16 protein-coding genes are annotated in these 16561 nt (G+C 72.2%); 2 read left to right on the forward strand and 14 right to left on the reverse strand.

The features are described from left to right. Window positions 1–247 precede the first annotated feature (247 nt). A complete protein-coding gene (bldD, locus tag ACRYMY_RS09925) occupies window positions 248–742 on the forward strand; it encodes a transcriptional regulator BldD (RefSeq protein ID WP_106206055.1) in 495 nt (164 codons plus the stop codon). Between the two features lie 82 nt (window positions 743–824). On the opposite strand, the gene nusB is transcribed toward bldD, so the two are convergent. Together nusB and efp are read right to left on the reverse strand one after the other, a co-directional pair. Further along, a complete protein-coding gene (nusB, locus tag ACRYMY_RS09930; protein ID WP_432547093.1) occupies window positions 825–1235 on the reverse strand; it encodes a transcription antitermination factor NusB in 411 nt (136 codons plus the stop codon). Between the two features lies 1 nt (window position 1236). Further along, window positions 1237–1797 carry an elongation factor P gene (gene efp / locus ACRYMY_RS09935; RefSeq protein WP_369052252.1) on the reverse strand — a complete coding sequence of 187 codons (561 nt, stop codon included), beginning with the start codon at window positions 1795–1797 and terminating at the stop codon, window positions 1237–1239. A 182-nt stretch (window positions 1798–1979) separates the two neighbouring features. On the opposite strand from efp, the gene ACRYMY_RS09940 reads away from it, so the two are divergent. After that, window positions 1980–3230: a hypothetical protein gene (locus tag ACRYMY_RS09940; protein WP_432547094.1), complete on the forward strand. Its 1251-nt coding sequence runs from the start codon at window positions 1980–1982 to the stop codon at window positions 3228–3230. Here ACRYMY_RS09940 and aroB read toward each other — a convergent pair. From aroB to ACRYMY_RS10000, 12 genes are all read right to left on the reverse strand, one after another. Then, window positions 3117–4199 carry a 3-dehydroquinate synthase gene (gene aroB, locus ACRYMY_RS09945; RefSeq protein WP_432547095.1) on the reverse strand — a complete coding sequence of 361 codons (1083 nt, stop codon included), beginning with the start codon at window positions 4197–4199 and terminating at the stop codon, window positions 3117–3119. The genes ACRYMY_RS09940 and aroB overlap by 114 nt on opposite strands. Then, on the reverse strand, window positions 4196–4696 hold the full coding sequence (locus tag ACRYMY_RS09950; protein WP_432547096.1) for a shikimate kinase: 501 nt from the start codon (window positions 4694–4696) through the stop codon (window positions 4196–4198). Before ACRYMY_RS09950 ends, aroB begins: the two co-directional genes overlap by 4 nt. A gap of 120 nt (window positions 4697–4816) precedes the next feature. After that, window positions 4817–6529, reverse strand: coding sequence for a S8 family serine peptidase (locus ACRYMY_RS09955; protein WP_432547097.1), 1713 nt, complete (start codon window positions 6527–6529; stop codon window positions 4817–4819). A gap of 127 nt (window positions 6530–6656) precedes the next feature. Further along, the gene (locus ACRYMY_RS09960) at window positions 6657–8093 is read right to left on the reverse strand and encodes a cell wall-binding repeat-containing protein (RefSeq protein ID WP_432547098.1); all 1437 of its coding nucleotides are present in this window, start codon (window positions 8091–8093) and stop codon (window positions 6657–6659) included. A 46-nt stretch (window positions 8094–8139) separates the two neighbouring features. Further along, window positions 8140–9300 (reverse strand): hypothetical protein, encoded by a 1161-nt coding sequence (locus ACRYMY_RS09965; protein ID WP_432547099.1) that lies wholly within the window; start codon window positions 9298–9300, stop codon window positions 8140–8142. Further along, the gene (pilO, locus tag ACRYMY_RS09970; protein WP_432547100.1) at window positions 9300–9992 is read right to left on the reverse strand and encodes a type 4a pilus biogenesis protein PilO; all 693 of its coding nucleotides are present in this window, start codon (window positions 9990–9992) and stop codon (window positions 9300–9302) included. Before pilO ends, ACRYMY_RS09965 begins: the two co-directional genes overlap by 1 nt. 25 nt (window positions 9993–10017) lie before the next feature. After that, window positions 10018–10671, reverse strand: coding sequence for a hypothetical protein (locus ACRYMY_RS09975; protein WP_432547101.1), 654 nt, complete (start codon window positions 10669–10671; stop codon window positions 10018–10020). Then, window positions 10668–11714 (reverse strand): type IV pilus assembly protein PilM, encoded by a 1047-nt coding sequence (gene pilM, locus ACRYMY_RS09980; protein WP_432547102.1) that lies wholly within the window; start codon window positions 11712–11714, stop codon window positions 10668–10670. Before pilM ends, ACRYMY_RS09975 begins: the two co-directional genes overlap by 4 nt. A gap of 140 nt (window positions 11715–11854) precedes the next feature. Then, window positions 11855–12640: a prepilin peptidase gene (locus ACRYMY_RS09985; protein ID WP_432547103.1), complete on the reverse strand. Its 786-nt coding sequence runs from the start codon at window positions 12638–12640 to the stop codon at window positions 11855–11857. Beyond that, entirely contained in the window at window positions 12640–14421 is a 1782-nt protein-coding gene (locus tag ACRYMY_RS09990; RefSeq protein WP_432547104.1) for a PulJ/GspJ family protein, read from the reverse strand. Before ACRYMY_RS09990 ends, ACRYMY_RS09985 begins: the two co-directional genes overlap by 1 nt. A gap of 11 nt (window positions 14422–14432) precedes the next feature. Continuing rightward, window positions 14433–15095 carry a hypothetical protein gene (locus ACRYMY_RS09995; RefSeq protein ID WP_432547105.1) on the reverse strand — a complete coding sequence of 221 codons (663 nt, stop codon included), beginning with the start codon at window positions 15093–15095 and terminating at the stop codon, window positions 14433–14435. A 74-nt stretch (window positions 15096–15169) separates the two neighbouring features. Continuing rightward, window positions 15170–16408 (reverse strand): prepilin-type N-terminal cleavage/methylation domain-containing protein, encoded by a 1239-nt coding sequence (locus ACRYMY_RS10000; protein ID WP_432547106.1) that lies wholly within the window; start codon window positions 16406–16408, stop codon window positions 15170–15172. Window positions 16409–16561: the final 153 nt, after the last annotated feature.

Below are 16561 nucleotides of genomic sequence, written 5' to 3' on the forward strand. Positions count from 1 at the left end.
GTCGGCCCTGGACAGCGGCCGACCGTCGCGGCGACCCTACCGGAGGGCCGGTCGTCCCCCGCGACGGCCTGCGAGGGCCTGGCTCGGGCTGCGACGCGCCCACGACAGCCCGTGCACCTCGTTGTGAGGTCAAGCGCTCACGTGGAGTAACGGAAGTCGTGCCGTCCGGGTGGGATCCTGTGTCCGCGGAGGGCGAAGCGGCAGGTCAGCTTGACGAGGGCGTTCACGTACAGTGACGATTCTGGGCATGGCATCGGACTACTCCCGCGCACTCGGATCGCGCCTTCGCGCCATCCGTACCCAACAGGGGCTGTCCCTGCACGGCGTCGAAGAGAAGTCCGAGGGACGGTGGAAGGCCGTCGTCGTCGGCTCCTACGAACGGGGCGACCGTGCGGTGACCGTCCAGCGACTCGCCGAGCTGGCGGACTTCTACGGGGTCCCCGTCTCGGCCCTCCTGCCCGAGGGCGCGCCGCAGGGCAGCTCCGAGCCGCCCCCGCGGCTCGTGCTCGACCTGGAGCGCCTCCAGGAGGTCCCGGCCGAGAAGGCCGGCCCCCTGGACCGCTACGCGAAGACCATCCAGTCCCAGCGCGGCGACTACAACGGGCGCGTCCTGTCCATCCGGGCGGACGACCTGCGCACCCTGGCCGTCATCTACGACGTGCCGGCGACCACCCTGTGCGACGAGTTCATCGCCTGGGGCGTGCTCAACGCCGACGCGCGCCGCGCCGTCGAGCACGGCTGAGGCGCACCGCACGGACGACGGCCCGGCACCCCTCGCGGGGTGCCGGGCCGTCGTGCGTGGTGGCTGACCGCGCTGGGGGCGCTCAGGCCTTCAGCGTCTCCGCCAGCTCCGCGATGCGGCCCAGCAGGCCGTTGACGAAGCGCGGCGACTCGTCGGTGGACAGCTCCTGGCAGATCTCCACGGCCTCGCTGATCGCGACGTGGTCGGGCACGTCGTCGGCGTGCAGCAGCTCCCACGTGGCCATCCGCAGCACCGCGCGGTCCACCGCGGGCATCCGGTCGACCGTCCAGCCCATCGAGTACGTCGCGAGGATCTCGTCGATGCGCTCCTCGTGGGCGACCACGCCCTCCACGAGCGTCACCGCGTACTCGCCCACGGGCGGGTCCGCCCGCTGGATCTTGGCCTTGAGGACCTCGAGCGCCGGGCGCTCGCGCTGGTCGGCCTCGAAGAGGACGTCCACCGCGCGCAGCCGCGCCTTGCGGCGGGCGGCCACGTCAGCTCACGCGGCCGAGGTAGTCACCGGTGCGGGTGTCGACCTTGACCTTGGTGCCCTGCTCCAGGAACAGCGGGACCTGGATCTCGTAGCCCGTCTCCACCGTCGCCGGCTTGGTGCCGCCCGTGGAGCGGTCGCCCTGCAGGCCCGGCTCGGTGTAGGTGATCTCCAGCACGACGGAGGTCGGCAGCTCCACGTACAGCGGGGTGCCCTCGTGGGTGGCCACGACGGCCTCCTGGCTCTCCAGCATGTAGTTGGCCGCGTCGCCGACGGTGGCCTCGGGGATCGTGATCTGGTCGTACGTCGAGGAGTCCATGAACACGAAGTCCTCGCCGTCGCGGTACAGGTACTGCATGTCGCGCTTGTCGACGGTCGCCGTGTCGACCTTCGTGCCGGCGTTGAAGGTGCGGTCGACCACCTTGCCGGACAGCACGTTCTTCAGCTTGGTGCGGACGAAGGCGCCACCCTTGCCGGGCTTGACGTGCTGGAACTCCACGACGGACCACAGGTTCCCGTCGAGGTTGAGCACGGTGCCGTTCTTCAGGTCGTTGGTCGTCGCCACGTGTCTCTCTGTCCGTCTCCGCTGGGTCGAGCGCGGCCGGGGGGCGCGCGCCTGTCGGCGCCATCGTACCGAGCGGTGCGGGGGCGTCCGGGCGGCGAGCGCTGGAGCGGGAGCGTCCCCCGTGCTCAAGACCTGTGGACGACGTCCCGATCACCAGCCGGGAACGGCTACGAGGGGGATGGGTGGAGACGACGGCGAACGCCGTGCCGAGCTGGGTGCACAAGCTCCTGCGTCACCGCTTGGTGATCGTGGCTCTCGTCGCGCTGGTGCCGACCCTGTGGCGCGTCGTCGGCGCCCCCGATCCCAGCGATTGGCGCTACTTCGCCTTCGGAGCTCAGGTCTTGAGCGGTGGGGTGAGCGAGGTCGCACCCCTCAGCCTCTACCGCGACCACCCCGAGGTCCAGATCGGACCCCTGGCTCTTCTGGTGTCACTGCCCTTTTCGGGGCTCCCCCTCAGTTGGGGCGCCGGCGTGGTCGCGGTGCTCCTGACGCTTGTCCTGCCCACCTGCTGCTGGCTGCTTGAGCGGACTGCCTGCGGGACCGCGGACGTCTCTCTGGCCGTGCAGGCCCGCACGGCGATCGGCGGATGCCTGGCCGGGGTGTACTGGTGGGCGGTCGCGGCCGACTACCCCCACCCCGACGACGTCCTCGTGGTTCTGGCCGCGTGCGGAGCGCTGTGGGCGGTCCGCACGGACCGCGCCTCTCTGGCGGCCTGCCTGGTGGCAGCAGCGGTGGCGTGCAAGCCGTGGGCCGTCGCTCTCGCCCCGCTCCTGCTGGCGCTCCCCGCACCCGGACGGTGGAAGGCGGTGGTGACCGCCCCGGTCCTGGCGGCCCTCCCGTGGCTGCCGTTCGTCCTCGCGGTGCCGGGCACGCTCGACTCGCTGAGCCACTTCCGACTGGACGTCTGGGAAGCCTCTCCGCTGGCACTGCTGGGTCTGGAGCACTCCCAACCCATCCCGGGGTGGCTGCGCACCGCTCAGCTCGCCTTCGCCGCCGCGTTGACGTGCGGAGCGGTCGCGCGAGGCAGGTGGCCCCTGGCCCTCATGGCCGTCATCGCGGGCCGGCTAGCCCTAGATCCTCAGGGCCTGGACTACTACTTCGCGAGCTTCGTGGTCGCCGCCTTGGCGGCCGACGTCCTGTGCGGGCGTGGACCCGTGCCGTGGCTCACCGCGGCGACCGCCCTGATCACCTTCGACGCGCGGTGGGCGATCACCTCCCCGACCGGCGACGCCGCCCTCCAGCTCGTCCCGTTGGTCCTGTTCCTGATCGCCCTGTGGCGACCGGACCACGTCCCGGCGAGCCGCGTGCCTCGGCCCCGCTCAGGCGCTGATCTCGGCGTACGCGGCCTGCAGCATGGCGGGGTCGGGCCCCTCCAGCCGCGACGGGCGGCCGATGCCGTCCAGGACCACGAACCGCAGGAGCGCCCCGCGTGACTTCTTGTCCCGGCGCATCGCGTCCAGCAGCTGCGGCCAGCGGTCGCCGCGGTAGGTGACCGGCAGGCCCAGGGAGGTCAGGACGGTGCGGTGGCGGTCGGCCTCGGCGTCCGACAGGCGCCCGGCGAGGCGGGCCAGCTCGGCGACGTAGACGAGGCCGACGCTGACGGCGGCGCCGTGGCGCCACTGGTAGCGCTCCACCAGCTCGACGGCGTGGGCGAAGGTGTGCCCGTAGTTCAGGATCTCGCGCAGGTCGGACTCCTTGAGGTCCTCACCCACGACGTGGGCCTTGACGCGCACGGCCCGCTCGACCAGCTCGGCCAGCACCGGCGAGGTGGGGTCGGTGGCGGCCTCCACGTCGGCCTCGACGAGCTCGAGGATGCGCTCGTCGGCGATGAAACCGCACTTGACGACCTCGGCCAGCCCCGCGCGCAGGTCGTGCGGCGGGAGGGTGCCGAGGGCGTCCAGGTCGCACAGCACCCCGGCCGGCGGGTGGAACGAGCCGACGAGGTTCTTGCCCTCGGCGGTGTTGATGCCGGTCTTGCCGCCCACCGCGGCGTCGACCATCGCCAGCAGCGTCGTGGGCACCTGCACCACCCGCACCCCGCGCAGCCAGGTGGCCGCGACGAACCCGGCGAGGTCGGTGACCGCTCCCCCGCCGACGCCGACGACGGCGTCGGAGCGGGTGAAGTTCGACTGCCCCAGCACCGTCCAGCAGAAGGCCGCGACCTCGGCGGACTTGGCCTCCTCGCCGTCGGGCACCTCGGCCAGCACGGCCTCCAGGCCCTGGGCGGCCAGGTCGTCGCGCACGGCCTCGCCCGTGGTGCGCAGCGCGCGCGGGTGGACGACGAGGACCTTGGCGACGCGCTCGCCGAGCATCCCGCGCAGCTCGCCGAGCAGGCCGCGGCCGATGAGGACGTCGTAGGGGGTCTCGCCCGCGACGGTGATGCGGGTGGGCGTGGTCGTCATCGGTCCTCCGGGGAGCGCTCGAGCCGGTCCAGCACGTCGCGGGCGACCTCCTCGGCCGTCCGCCCGTCCGTGGGCACCGCGACGGTAGCGACCTCGTCGTACACGCGCTGACGGGCGGTGTGCAGGTCCGCCAGGTCGGGGCGCCGCAGGACGGGCCGGTCGCTGTCCCCGCCGGTGCGCCGGCGGGTCTCGGCCAGGCTCACGCGCAGGTGCACGACGTCGTGCCCGCGCAGCACCTCGCGGGTGGCGGCGCGCCCGCAGGCGCCCCCGCCGAGGGAGACGACGGCGTCCGGTCCGGCGAGCACGTCGGCGACGGCGGCCTGCTCCAGGTCGCGGAAGACCTCCTCGCCCTCGGCGGCGAAGATGTCCGGGATGGAGCGGCCCTCGCGGGCCCGCACGACGTCGTCGGTGTCGGTGAACGGCAGGCCCAGGCGGTCGGCCAGCAGCCGCCCGACGGTGGTCTTGCCCGCGCCCATGAAGCCGACGAGGACGATCACGGGCGGGCTCCTCGAGAGGGTGGGGCGGCGGGCACCGGCATCGTAAGCGGCGACCCGTGGACGACGCAGGGCCCGCACCCCCTGACGACGGGTGCGGGCCTGCGTGCTGCGTGAGCGTCCTCAGCGGACCTCGGTAACCTTGCCGGTCGCGAACGTGAACTGCAGGGTGCGGCCCTGGAAGTCCTGGCGGACACCGCCGGCGACGCGGTACTCGTCCGACGTGGGGTACCCGAGGTAGCCGTTCTCCCAGCCTGTCGACGCCCACGCCACACGCAGGGCGCCGCGCACGGCGTGGGCGCCCGTCGCCGGGCTCCAATAGATGGCACCGCCCTCGAAGGCGGAGAAGGCGCCAAAGCGCAGGCGAACCTCTGAGGTGGTGGGGAACCCGAGAGGACCGTTCTCCCACCCGAGGGAGCTGTACCGGCGCAAAATCTCGCCGCGCACGGTCTGCGGACCCGTCTGGGGCGTCCAGTAGACGAGCCCGCCGACGAACGCCTGGACGTGTCCACGACCACCAGCGACCAAGAACTCCTCACCGGTCGGGTACCCGAGCGGCGAGGCCACACCGCCCGAGGTGAGCCAGTGACCACGGATGGCGCCCTTGAGCACCTTGGCCCCGGTGGCCGGCGACCACACGATGTCACCGCGCTCGAACTGCGACCGAGCACCACCAGGCAGCGCCACCTCGTCCGTGACGGGCCACCCGAGGTCACCGCGCTCAGCGTCCAGGAGGTCGTAGCGGCGCAGGATGTCTCCCCGGACCACTCGAGCGACCCCCGCACGGGTGTAGGAGACGCTGCCGTCGGCTCGCTTGACGTCCCCCTTGGCGGAGGCGACCGCGCTCTGTACGTCCAGGAGGCCGGAACCGTACCCAGCGGGCCAGCCTTGGACTTCCTGGGCCGTGCTCACCAGGAGTGTGCGCACCTGCTCGGGCGTCATGCCTGGAGCCACGGCCAGGACGTCCGCAGCGGCCCCCGCCACCTGGGGAGCGGCGAAGGACGTGCCGCTCAGCCGGTGGTAACCGCCACCGCTGCGTGCGACGAAGATGTCCTCACCCGGAGCGCTGAGGGCCACCTGGCCGTCGTGATTGGACCACGGGCTCGCACCTGCGGGGCCGCCGGCCGCGACCGAGACCACACCGGGGAACGCGGCCGGGTAGTTGGGGGATTCATCGCACCCCGGCGCGCACTCGTCCCCGTCGTTGCCGGCAGCCGCGACGACCACAACGCCCTTGCGCAGCGCGTAGTCCACCGCGGCCTTCATGACGGCCGACTCCACCGGCGAACCGAGGGAGAGGTTGATGACCCGAGCACCGTGGTCGGCAGCGTGCACGATCCCGTTCGCCACGGAGGACGACGAGCACCCGCGATCTACGCAGACGGTGACGGGCATGATGGTGGCAGCAGGAGCTACACCGGCGGCTCCCTCGCCGTTGCCCAAGGCGGCCGCGACGGTGCTGGCGACAGCGGTGCCGTGTTCCTGCGGCACGGCGACGTCGTAGGCAGCTCCGGCGAGGTTCACCACTGGCAGGGTCCTGCCCCGCAGCTCGGGGTGCGTCGTGTCCACGCGGTCGTCCAGGACGGCGACCACCACACCGGCGCCCTGCGACGTGGCCCACGCCTGCGGTGCGCCGATCTCACGGAGGTGAACGGCCTCGCCGATCCGCGGGTCAGGCGCGCCGAACAGCCGGTACTGCGTCGATACGTCGGCCGAGACGAAGTCGGCGGCCCGCGAGGAGCTCTGGATCAGCGCCCGGGCCGCGGCGGCGTCGGCGACCTGCACCGTCGTCACGGCGATGCTGCCGTCAGCGGAGCGGGCGATGTCGACGCTCACCGGGCCGGGGGAAGCTCCGGCGGGCACGGCGGCACCCAGGCTGGTGACCGCCGAGGCGGCCAGGGCGAGAGCGAGCGTGCGGCGCGCTCGGCGCGGGATGTGCATGGTTCTCCCCGAGATGTTTCGGTCAGCTGACGGCGGCGTCGCCGAAGTAGAGGCGGTTGGCATTGCCGACCGCCGGGGACCCCGCCTGCGGCGAGGTGGTGACGATCTTGAGGTTGTCGACACCCCGGACGTCCACGTTGAAGGACGCCGGTTCACCCGGCGCGACGACGCGCGACGCGAGCAGCTTCTCGTCGCCGTAGACGTCCACCGTCGACGTGAAGCCACCGAGATCGAGGTCGGCGAACCCCGCCACCGCGGTGAAGCGGGCGAAGCGGCCGTCCAACGACCAGGCGCGGTAGTCGGAGTTGCGCGGGTCGACGTCGAAGGCGGCCGACCTGGGATAGAAGCGGCCGGAGATCGTGGCGTGGTCGGAGAGGTAGCGAGCGCTACCTGTCGATAACGTCAGCTCGTCGAGGTACGTCTTGTCCGGCGTCCCCGCCGGCTGGCAGTTGGTCCGCTTGAGCGTGTCCTCGCTCAGGCGGCTGGGCCCGCCGAACGAGACAAGGGCGGACGCCTCGCCGTGCAGCCGTTGCAGGCGCTCGATTTCGAGGTTCGCGCCTTCGGTGACGCAGCCGTGAGCGGCCAGCAGGAGGGGTCCACCGGCGCGGCCGGCGACGGCTCCTGCCGCCAGCGCGTCGGCGTACGTCTCACCGCTGGCCAGGACGACCGATCGGGCGTCGCTAAAGAAGTCACGGCTGACGCGGACCGCGGTGTCGTAGCGGTCAGCACCCGCGACCCGCTCGACAGGTCCGGCGGTGTACTGCCGCAACTGCTGCAGCACCGCGTCGGAGACCCTGCTGCTCCCACCGACCACCGTGATGGCCTGCGGCCGCAGACGCTGCAGCTCGGCCACCACCGCACCGGGCAGCGCGTCGCGGGGCACGAGCAGCAGCGGCGACTCGACGTGAGCGGCGGCAGCGCTTCCCGTCAGGGCGTCAGGGAACTCGTACCCAGTGGCGATGACGACGCGGCGAACACCCGGCCGGTCCGGCGCGGGGGTGGCGTAGAAGCGGGCCGAGAGGGCCGCGGCGGTCGCGACCCGGTCGTCTCCACCGACGCGGAGGAGCTCCGCGCGGGTGTTCTGCCGCAGCCAGGTCATGACGTCGGCACCCACGGACGCCTCGCTGCCGACGACGACGATGCGCTGCGCGTATACGACGCGCTCACGCACCTCCTGGGTCAGCTGGCGCTGAGGGGTGAGGTAGACGTTGCCGCCCACCATGCCGGCGACGGCCCCCGCGCTGAGCCCGTCGGGATAATTCTCCCCCGTCACGATGAACGCGGTCGCCAGCGGGTTCCCCTCGGCGACGACCGAGGTGACGTAGCGGTCCGGACCGTAGTTGGAGTTGAAGCGCAACGGCGACGCCTGGGCGGAGACCGACGCCGCACCGGCGACGAGGCCTGCGAGGGCGAGTGCCGCCGCGGCACGCCGCAGCGCCTTCGAGGATCGAGTGGTCATCGGATTCTCCGGGAGTTCAGGGACGGGTCGGGTCGGTCGCTCGGCGTCAGAAGGCGACGCCGGCGTCCTCACCCGCGCCGAGCACGGTGAAGTGGTCAACATCGCCATCGTTAAAGACGGCCACGTCGGGGCGCTGGATGCTGGCGAGGCCGACGTCGACGAAGGTCAGGGTCACGTCACCGGTACCGGGGACCTCCTCGCCCTTCTCGAGCCAGACGGCCTGCTGACGATCCACGCGGATGAGGAACTCGTCCCCGCGTCGGGCCAGGCAGCGGACAATGCCCGTCGTCTTGCCCACGGCCGCCGCAGGCAAGTCTTTTCCTGCATTGACGACCCAACCCGACCGGTCGAGGCCCTGTGAAGCTTTTCGCGGCGTGAGCATCGCCCGGTAGACGTATGCTTCGATCGTCTTGCAGTCGTCTGTCTCAACCTTGATCTCTTCCCGCACGGCAGGGGTCGCCCCGCGGATTAGCTCGCGACAGGCAGCAGCCTCCTTCTCAGTCATCGGCCGCCGCTCGAGATTCTTCTGGGGAGCGTAGAGAGTTGATGTAGCCGGCACGAGCGCACCAGGACTCACGGGCACGCGCTGACCGCCGACGATGAAGTTGCCAGTGCCTTCAGTCTCCGCGTCGACCTCCACGAAGGAGATGAGCGGCTTCACCCAGGCGGGAGCCGTGGACCTGGAGGGAGTCGGTACGGGGTCCGGTGCGATCGTCGGGACGGACGGCGTGACGCCGGGTGCGCCCGTCACCGGCGCGGTGGGAACGACGCTCGGAGCGGGAGTTCCACCGACAGTCACCCCGGGCACGGTGACGGGGCTCGAGCCGCCGACGACGGGTGCGGTACCGGTCAACGAACCGCTCCCACCGGACACCGACCCATTCCCGCCCGCGACGGGGGTCTCCGGGCGGAGGGCGCCGAAGACGTCGCGACCGGCGAGCGGAAAGGCTTCGCGGGTCGTCGGGGTCTCGCTGATGCTGGGGACGCCGCGCGCCCCGGAGACGTCGAGCGCCGACGCGTCGGCCGCGGGCGACGTGCTCAGCCACAGGAAGCCCGCGGTACCGCCAGCGAGCACCGCGGCACCAGCGACGGCGGCGAGCAGCACGCGCACGGACTTGCCGTCGGTGGGACCGCCGTCGTCGAACGCCGGCAGCGGCGCGTCCTCCGCGGACGACCCGCCCGCAGAACGGGACGTGAAGATGCCCATCAGCTCACGCTCTCGGTCGAGGACGACAGGCCGTCGTCCGTGCTGGTGGCGGCAGGGGCGGGAGCAGCGGCTCCCGCGGGCCCGGCGGACACGCCGGCCGCCGCGGTGAGGTCGGTGACGACGAACAGGTCACCGGTGACGGTCGCGGTGACGCCGGAGGCGTCCTCGGTGGAGCCGGCGGTCACCTCAAGGTCGGTGACCAGGAAGAAGCGGCCCATGTCGGCCTGCAGCTTCTTCACGTACAGCTCCGCCGCGGCGAAGGACCCCTCGACCGTGACGGCCAGCGGGACTCGGCTGATGGGCGAGCTGCCGGCGGCGGCGGCACCGTAGGCGGACGGCGTGCCGGGGGCGACGGAGGTCACGACCACGCCCGTCTCGGCGCTGAAGCCGTCGAGGGTGCGCAGCAGGGACGGGAGCTCGGCCTGGGCGGGCAGGGTCTCGACGATGCGCGCGAGGTCGAGCTTCTTCTCGTCCAGCGACTGCGCCTGCGAGGCCAGGAGCGCGGTCTGCTGCTCCAGCGCCGCGTTGCTCTGCTGCACCTGCGCCGTCTGCGTCGCCAGGTTCGCCGCCTCGGTGCGCTGCGGGGCCACCAGGAGGAAGTAGGTGGCGACGAGGACCAGCAGCGCCAGGACGCCGGTGCCCGCGATCCACAGGGTGTTCTTCGAGGCCGGTCCGGCCTTGGCGGTGCTCACGTCGTGCCTCCTCTCGTCCCGGCGCTCACTGCTCGCCGAGCAGGGCGTCGTCGGTCAGGGTCGCGGTCGCGTTGAACGTCACGGTGTCCGAGGTCTGGTCCAGCACCGAGTTCGTCAGTCGCGGGTCGGCGAGCCCACCGATCGCGCTGACGCCGTCCATCCACTCGGCGATCCGCGACTGGGTCGAGGTCTCGCCGGTGACGGTGAGGGTGCCGATGCCGGGCACCGACAACGGGTCCACGACGGTAGGAGTCTCACCTGCGGTGGGCGGCACGACCCGGAAGGCGACCGACGTGTACGTCAGGTCCTCGGGGGCTGCACCGGCCAGGCGGTCGAGGTAGGCGTACAGAGGGACCTCGTAGGCGCTGACGTCCGCCTGCACCTTCTGGGCGGCCTGCAGCTGCGCGAGGACCTGGGGCACCTCGGCGTACTCATCCTGCGCGCGCTGCAGCTGCAGCGTGCGGTCCTGCTCGGCGGCCAGCGCCTCCTCGGCGGCACCGACGTGACCCGCGGTCATGCCGTAGGCCGCTGCGGCGAGACCGACGACCCCGGCCAGCACGACGCCCAGGCCGACCTTGAGGCGGCGCTCCCCGCGCGCCTCGTCGACGTCCGGCGGCAGGAGGTCGACGCGCACGACGGCGGTGCGGGTCGCGACCGCCTCCAGCGTCTGGAAGCTCATGAGATCACTCCGAGGGCCAGGCCGACCGGGACGGCCGCCAGGGGTTGGACGGCGGACAGCTGTGCCGCGTCGAGGCCGGTGCGGCCGATGTGCAGGCCGGCGACGGGGTCGCCCAGGACGACCGGCTTGCGGGTCACCTGCTCCAGGCGCTCAGCCACGCCCGCGAGGAGCGAGCCGCCGCCGGAGAGCACGATGCGCTCCACGGGGAACTGGGGGTTGGAGGCGCCGTAGTAGTCCAGGGAGCTGCGGATGTCGTCCACGAAGACCTCGAGCATGAGGTCGACGGCGCTCGTGACGAGCTCCGACTCCTGCTCGGACAGCTCGTCGGGGCCGCCGCGCTTGATGCCCTCGGCCAGAGCGGTGGGCACACCGAGCCGCTCTGCCACCGCGTCGGTGACGTCCTGGCCGCCGGACAGCAGGACGCGGACGAAGCGCGGCTGCCCGCCGGAGTGGATGACCAGGTTCGAGATGCGGGCGCCCACGTCGACGAGCGCCTCGGTGGCGACGGCGGCGTGGGGCTTGCCGATGCTGCGCAGCACGGCGAAGGAGGTGAGGTCCACGGAGGTCGCCCGCAGGCCCGCGGCCTCGACCGCGGCGACGTTGGACATGACCATCTCGCGGGAGGCGGCGACCAGCAGCCCGCGCAGCAGCCGGGGCCCGCCGTCGTTGACCTCCTCGGTGACGTGGAAGTCGATGACGCTGTCGGCGACGGCCATCGGCAGGTAGTCCTGCACCTGCAGGGGCAGCGACGCCTTCAGCTCCGAGGCGCGCATCCACGGCAGGTCCACCTGGCGGACGACGACCTGCTGGTTGGCGACCCCGAGAGCCACCTTCTTGCCGCGGAAACCGCTGCCCTTCCACAGCGCCTTGAGCGCGCCGACGACCACAGGGCGGTCGACGACCATCCCGTCGCGCACGGCACCCTCGGGCAGGGCGACCTGACCGAACTTCTCGAGCGTCATGCCACCGCGGCCGTAGGACAGCTCCGCGGCGCGCACGCCCGAGGTCCCGATGTCGAGACCGATGGCGCTACGTCCGGGCACGTCGCCCCCTTCGAGTGGTGAGCCGTCGGGCTCGCGGGTTGTTCCCTGGAGTGATCGGGTAGGTCCACCAGCGCCTTGAGCGTCGAGCGGGTGCGAGCCGCCGCTGAGGAAGTGGGCCGTGCACCCGTGGCCCCCGCCGGTCAGGCGGAGACGGTCAAGCCCATGAGACCGAGGTACCAGCCGGCGACGGGGCCGGCCGCCGGCAGGGCGAGGAGGGCTCCGCCGAGCATCGACGGCCCGAACGGGATGGCGGTGCGCCGGCCGCCGCCGCGGCGCAGGATCGTCACCACGGCCACCAGCCCGCCGATGAGGAAGGCGGCGAAGGCTCCCACTGCGAGGGCGTCCCAGCCCCACCAGCCCAGGTAGAGACCCAGGACGCCCGACAGCTTGACGTCGCCGAGGCCCATGCCGCCCGGCTTGGCCACGAAGAGAGCGCCGTACAGCAGGCCGAGGACGAGCATCCCGGCGACGGCGCGGCCCGCGGCGGCCCAGTCCCCCGTCCCGGCGCTCGCCAGGAGCAGCAGGGCCCCCGCCACCACGTAGGAGGGCAGGACGATGGGATCCGGGAGCCGCCGCACGTCCAGGTCGATGAGAGCCAGGGCGACGGCGATCGCCGCCAGGTACAGGTAGGCCGGCAGCGCCCACGTGGGACCGACCACGTGGGCGACGGCGGCGAAGAGCACCGCCGTGCCCAGTTCCACCAGCGGGTACCGCGCGCTGATCGGCGCCCGGCAGGAGCGGCACCGCCCGCGCAGCAGCAGCCAGGAGAGCACCGGGACGTTGTCGCGGCGCAGGACTGCCGCCCCGCACCCGGGGCAGGCGCTGGGCGGGTGGACGACCGAGAGACCGGCCGGCACGCGGTGGACGACCACGTTGAGGAAGGACCCGATCAGCAGGCCGAGGAGTGCGCAGAGCACGGGCACCATCAGCTGGCCCGCTGCTCGGACAGGCTGATGACCTTCCACGGGTCGTTCACCGGAGCGATGAACGTCGGGGGCGGCAGCTTCGTCAGTCGCGGGTCGTAGCGGTAGTCCTTGGAGTAGCCGGTGCTCGTGATCGTGCCGCTGCCGGTGGCGACGGGACCGCGGAACTTCTGGATGAGCACGCCGTTGACGATGAGCGTCCCGATCCGGGTGCCCGATCCGTAGTTGAACACGGTGATGCTGTTGGAGACGCTGGCCATGGCTGCGTCGATCCGCCGGTCCCCCGGGGGGTTGATGTTCGTACCGGCCGCCGTCACGGGGTTCCAGACGGCGACGTTGTTGCTGCCCACCAGGCCCAGGACATCGGTGCTGCTGGAGCCCGTGCCCCCGTTGTAGACGACGTTGCCGGTCACGACCACGTCGTGCTCGGCCGCGACGGTGAACTGACCCTTGACGGTGCCGCGCACGAACGCGTCCCCGGCGCGGCAGTTGTTGTTGTCGTAGTTCGTGACATCGCCGGTGACCTTCTGGTACTCGTCGATGCAGCTGTTGGCCGTGGGACCGGCCTGCACGTAGATCACGCCGTTGCCCGGACCGTCCACGGTCTGGTACGAGGTCGTGCCCCCACCGCAGTTGGCACCCGTCGAGGAGGAAGTGCTCTGCGGGCTCTTCACCCGCAGCTTCCCGTCGGACAGGAACTCGATCGCCGTGGGCCCGGAGTACAGGCAGCCGCCCGACGCCGCCACCGACTTCTGCTTGTCGGTGGTGCTGGGCATGTCCATCCGGGTGGCCCACTCGGGGTTGCGGCCGGAGGTCGACGGGTTCGCCGCGCCGTACCACGGGTTGCCGGTCGTCTTCCACGACGTCGTGGTGTCGCCCTTGAAGAGGACGGGGCCGCTGATGCTGAACGCGTCGTTGGAGTGGACGGGCCCGTCGAACGTATCGGCACCGCTGAAGTTGATGGTCAGGCACGTGTAGTTGGCCGTACCGCCGGGGGCCGCCTGCGCCGTGGTGGGCCACGCCTCGGTGCTACCACTGCCGGACGCCGACGTCCACGACACGGTCCGGGGGAACGTCGACCGGGCCGGTGTGGCACCGTTGGCGTAGTAGTACCGCTGGCAGCCGGCCTGGACCTGCGCCTCGGTCGGCTGAGCAACGGTGACCGTCGCGTTGCGCGGGATGGTGAAGGAGCGCGCCGTCCCGGAGCCGGACAGCGTGAAGGAGGTCGACGTGTCTCCCGTGATGTACGAGGTACCGGCGCGCAGGCGCCGGGTGTTGCTGGGGCTGAAGGTCTCGTAGTCCGTGTAGTACAGGTACTTGAGGAAACCGGTGCGCGCCAGGTCCACCGTCAGCCGGCGGGTCTCGCCGCGTGCGCGGCCGTCCACCTGCACGCGGACGCCCGTGGACCCCGCGTCGAGCGGCGTGCTGATGATCTGCTGGTTGTACCGGGCGGCGTCGGCACCGCTGGTGCCGGGGAGGGTCGCCCAGTTCCCGGCACCCATGGCCGGGTTGGTGGTGGCGCACGGCGAGGCGCTGCCGAGGTAGTAGGTCTCGCAGTTGTTCAGCCGGCTGATGTAGTCGGCCAGCCCCGCCTGAGCGGCGGTCAGGGCGGCGCGGTCGTCCTGGGAGGCACGGCTGCGGGTCATGGCGGAGGCCGCCAGGGCGATGCCGACCAGCAGCAGGGACATCACGAGGAAGGCGCTGACCAGCACCGCGAGCATGGTGAAGCCGCTGTCGTCCGAGCGCCGCACGAGGCGGCTCAGGAGCGGGCGGGTGCGGGTCACGGTGGCCCTCCTCACGACTGGCTGAGCAGCGTCACGCGCGCGACGCTGGTGACGACGTTGGAACCGCGCGACGTGTCGGCCTTGGCGCGGAGGCGGACCTCGACCGCTTGGACGGCCGTGGTGTCGGTGACGGCACCGCTGGCGGAGGCGATGGTGCTGACCGAGGTGCCCGAGGTGCCGAGCTGGTCGGTGGCCCGCAGGTAGGTGAAGGTGGGGACGGCGTCGGCGGCCGCGAGGTCGTCGACGAGCACGCGGCAGGTGCGGGCGCTCGCCGTGGCCAGGCTCGGCGTGGACGGGAGGACCGGGTCACCGGCGGCGGTCCACGACAGCGGGCGCACCTGCCCGCACAGCTGCCGCCGGTTCCCGCTCGTGCGGGTCCACAGCCACACCTCCTGCGGGCGCTGCGCCGCGCGCTTGCCGGCCGCGGTGCTCTGGTCGAGGGAGAAGACGTTGGCGTAGAAGCCGACCTCCTCCGCCGAGGCGGTGATGAAGGCCCGCGGCGGCGAGCCGAGGGCTGTGGCCGTGCGCAGCTGCTTGGCGACCTGGTCCAGCGCGCCCGCGGTCTGCAGGGTGGCGGCGTTGCGCTTCTCCGCGGCGTCCACCGCGCGGACCTGGTTGATGGTGACGGCCGAGACGCCCGCCAGCACGAGACCGGCCACGACCATGCTGACCACCGTTTCAGCCAGCGTGAGACCAGCGTCCGCGGCGCCGTGCCGGACGTCCCTACGGCGTCGGACCAGCCGGCGCATCACGAGGCCACCGGCGTCGCAGAGGCGGGCGTACCGGGCGCCAGGGTGACGGTGGACTTGTCCGAGCCGTTCACGGAGATGGTCCACGGCCCGGGCGGCAACGCGGCCTTCACCTCGCGGGTGGTCGCGCGGGGGCCCGTCACCAGCACGACCGAGAGGCCGGGGCAGGAGGCGGTGGCGGGCGTCGTCGCCCTCACCTCGACGGTGGACGGGCCGGCCCCCGACGGTGTCAGGTTCAGCCACAGACCACCGAGCGTGACGGTCGTCGAGGGCGGGGTGCCCTGGACGGTCGGTGTGATCGACGTTCCGCCGTGCGTGGTGAGGCACTGCCCGGCGTAGGGCACGTAGCTCTTCGGGTAGAGGCGCGACACCGTCCCGTCGGTGGCGGCGCACGCGGTGGTCCGCGGGTCCTGCCCGCTGGAGCACACAGGTCGGGTGTCGTACCCGTTGCCGTCCGCGGCGTTGAGCATGACGCCGTACTCCTGGACCACCGGGTAGCCAGCAGGGACGGTCGTCGTGACGCGGGCGGTGGCGATCGGCGAGTAGCGCAGCTCGGGAACGACGGAGATCTTCCCGGCCGCCACCGTGGCGCTGCCCGTCTGCTGCTGCTGGTTGTTCCGGCCGACGTAGCCGGACTGGTTCACCGTGGCCGTGTAGGTGCCCTCGTCCAGGTCGGAGAAGACGACGCACCCCTTGCTGTTGGTCAGGGCGGTCCGGTTCCCACCGGGGCCGGTGAGCGTCGCCGCGATGCCGGGGAGGCCGGCGCCGGTCGCGTCGAGCAGCTGCCAGCCGACGGCGCCCTTGGTGCTGCCCGTCTCCGCCATGGGGATGGGCCGCAGCACCTCCGTCGTGACGGGTGCCGTCGTGCCGATGCCGGGCCACGACACGGCGACCTTGACCTGCTTGTAGGCCAGGCTGGCGCCGGTGGCGACGGAGCAGCTGTTGCCGCTCGCGCTGTCCGGGACGAACGTCACCGTCGTCGCGACGGCGTAGGTGGCGCCGTTGAGGGTCGTGGTGGTGTTCCGCGAGGCGACGTCCGTCCAGGCGATGCCCAGCTGGTACTCCTTCTCGCGGTCGGCCACGTTGACGGCGACCTGCCGCTGGCTTCCCCGGGCCGTCGCCTGCGAGGTCTTCAGCAGGAGACCGGCGACCGCCGACGCCAGCAGGGCGAAGATCAGCATGGAGACGACCACCTCGACGAGGGAGAACCCCTCGTCGGAGGTCGTGGGCTCGTCCATCCGTCCTCCTCGGTCGGTGCCAGCAGCGGTCGTGGTGAAGGGGTGCGGGGACGCGACGAGGTGGTGGGCGGGGGGCCCGGCCCCCCCCCTCAACCCCCCACCCCCAACTATTTCTACCGCTACCGCCCCGGGCCGCCCCCCTGTTAAAAACCG

This window comes from Kineococcus haloalkalitolerans, assembly GCF_050871905.1.
GTDB lineage: Bacteria > Actinomycetota > Actinomycetes > Actinomycetales > Kineococcaceae > Kineococcus.

What these genes read in the sequence shown, in the direction of transcription:
- ACRYMY_RS09985 (WP_432547103.1), bottom strand. Translation starts at nt 12,640, where the DNA reads ATGGTGCCCGTGCTCTGCGCACTCCTCGGCCTGCTGATCGGGTCCTTC.
- ACRYMY_RS10000 (WP_432547106.1), bottom strand. Translation starts at nt 16,408, where the DNA reads ATGGACGAGCCCACGACCTCCGACGAGGGGTTCTCCCTCGTCGAGGTG.
- aroB (WP_432547095.1), bottom strand. Translation starts at nt 4,199, where the DNA reads ATGACGACCACGCCCACCCGCATCACCGTCGCGGGCGAGACCCCCTAC.
- bldD (WP_106206055.1), top strand. Translation starts at nt 248, where the DNA reads ATGGCATCGGACTACTCCCGCGCACTCGGATCGCGCCTTCGCGCCATC.
- ACRYMY_RS09965 (WP_432547099.1), bottom strand. Translation starts at nt 9,300, where the DNA reads ATGGGCATCTTCACGTCCCGTTCTGCGGGCGGGTCGTCCGCGGAGGAC.
- ACRYMY_RS09975 (WP_432547101.1), bottom strand. Translation starts at nt 10,671, where the DNA reads ATGAGCTTCCAGACGCTGGAGGCGGTCGCGACCCGCACCGCCGTCGTG.
- ACRYMY_RS09960 (WP_432547098.1), bottom strand. Translation starts at nt 8,093, where the DNA reads ATGACCACTCGATCCTCGAAGGCGCTGCGGCGTGCCGCGGCGGCACTC.